Consider the following 1,199-nt stretch of genomic DNA (forward strand, 5'->3'; position numbering starts at 1 on the left):
ATCGGGCGCCGGGCGTTCCTCGGCAACTCCGGCATGACCGCGCCGGGCCGCACCGTGCCCGACGACGGCCTGGTCGGGGTCTTGTCGGCGACGCCGAAGAAGGCCAAGAAGGGCAGCTCGTACCTGGGTCTGCCCCCGGTCAGGCTGCCGCGGGCCGCCGCCGACTCCGACCGGAGCAGGACGTACGACCCGCCGGCGCGCCTGCTGTGGGCGCGCGGGCTCGTGGAGCTGTGCCGGCTCGTTCCGGTGTTCTGCTCGGCCGCCCTGGCGGTGCTGACCGTGGCGGTGCTCTGTGCCCTGGCCACGACGACTCTCGGGGTCTGGGGCGCGGCGCTGCTGTCCGGGGCGGTCCTCCTCGCCGCCGGTGTGGCCGCGTGTCTGGTCTCGGTGGCGGCCAAGTGGCTGCTCGTGGGCAGGCACCGGACGGGCGAGCACCCGCTCTGGTGCGGCTTCGTGTGGCGCAACGAACTGGCCGACACCTTCGTCGAGGTGCTGGCCGTGCCGTGGCTGATCGGGTCGGTGCCGGGGACCCCGCTGACGGCGTTCTGGCTGCGCGGCCTCGGAGCGCGGATCGGCCGCGGGGTGTGGTGCGAGAGCTACTGGCTGCCCGAGACGGACCTGGTCGTGCTGGGCGACGCGGTCAGCGTGAATCGCGGCTGTGTGTTGCAGACACACCTCTTCCACGACCGGATCTTGAGGACGGATACTGTGGTCCTCCGCGAGGGCGCCACGCTGGGTCCGGGTGGAATCGTCCTGCCCGGCAGCTCGGTCGGGGCCCGCAGCACGCTGGGGCCCGCCTCTCTCGTGATGGCCGGGGAGTCCGTCCCCGCCGACACCCGCTGGCTGGGCAATCCGATCGAGGCGTGGCGAGCCTGAACGGGCAGTACGAGCACGGCACAGCACAGGGCAGGGAGCGGGAGCGGCAGTGAGCGGCGAGCGGACGACGGCATCGGACCCGTACTTTCCTGACCACGGCGACTCCCGCTACCGCGTGCACCGGTACGAACTCGCCCTGGAGTACCGTCCCGGCCCCAACCGGCTGGCCGGGACGGCCCGGCTCAGCGCCATAGTGGGGCGGGCCGCGCTTCCCGAGTTCCAGCTGAACCTGGCCGACTTCAAGGTCGGCCGGATCCTCGTGAACGGGCGGGCACCGCACTACACGCACCGGGGCGGCAGGCTCCGGGTCCGGCCGGCCAAGC

The 1,199-nt window shown here is 73.1% G+C and carries 2 pseudogenes; both read left to right on the forward strand.

The features are described from left to right. Positions 1-876, forward strand: a pseudogene (locus tag ACZ3IJ_RS36200) (amino acid adenylation protein); the annotation flags it as partial. Positions 877-925: 49 nt separating this feature from the next. Beyond that, positions 926-1,199: pseudogene (locus tag ACZ3IJ_RS36205) on the forward strand (M1 family peptidase); the annotation flags it as partial.

The sequence above is a fragment of the Streptomyces sp. NPDC013317 genome, from assembly GCF_055563155.1.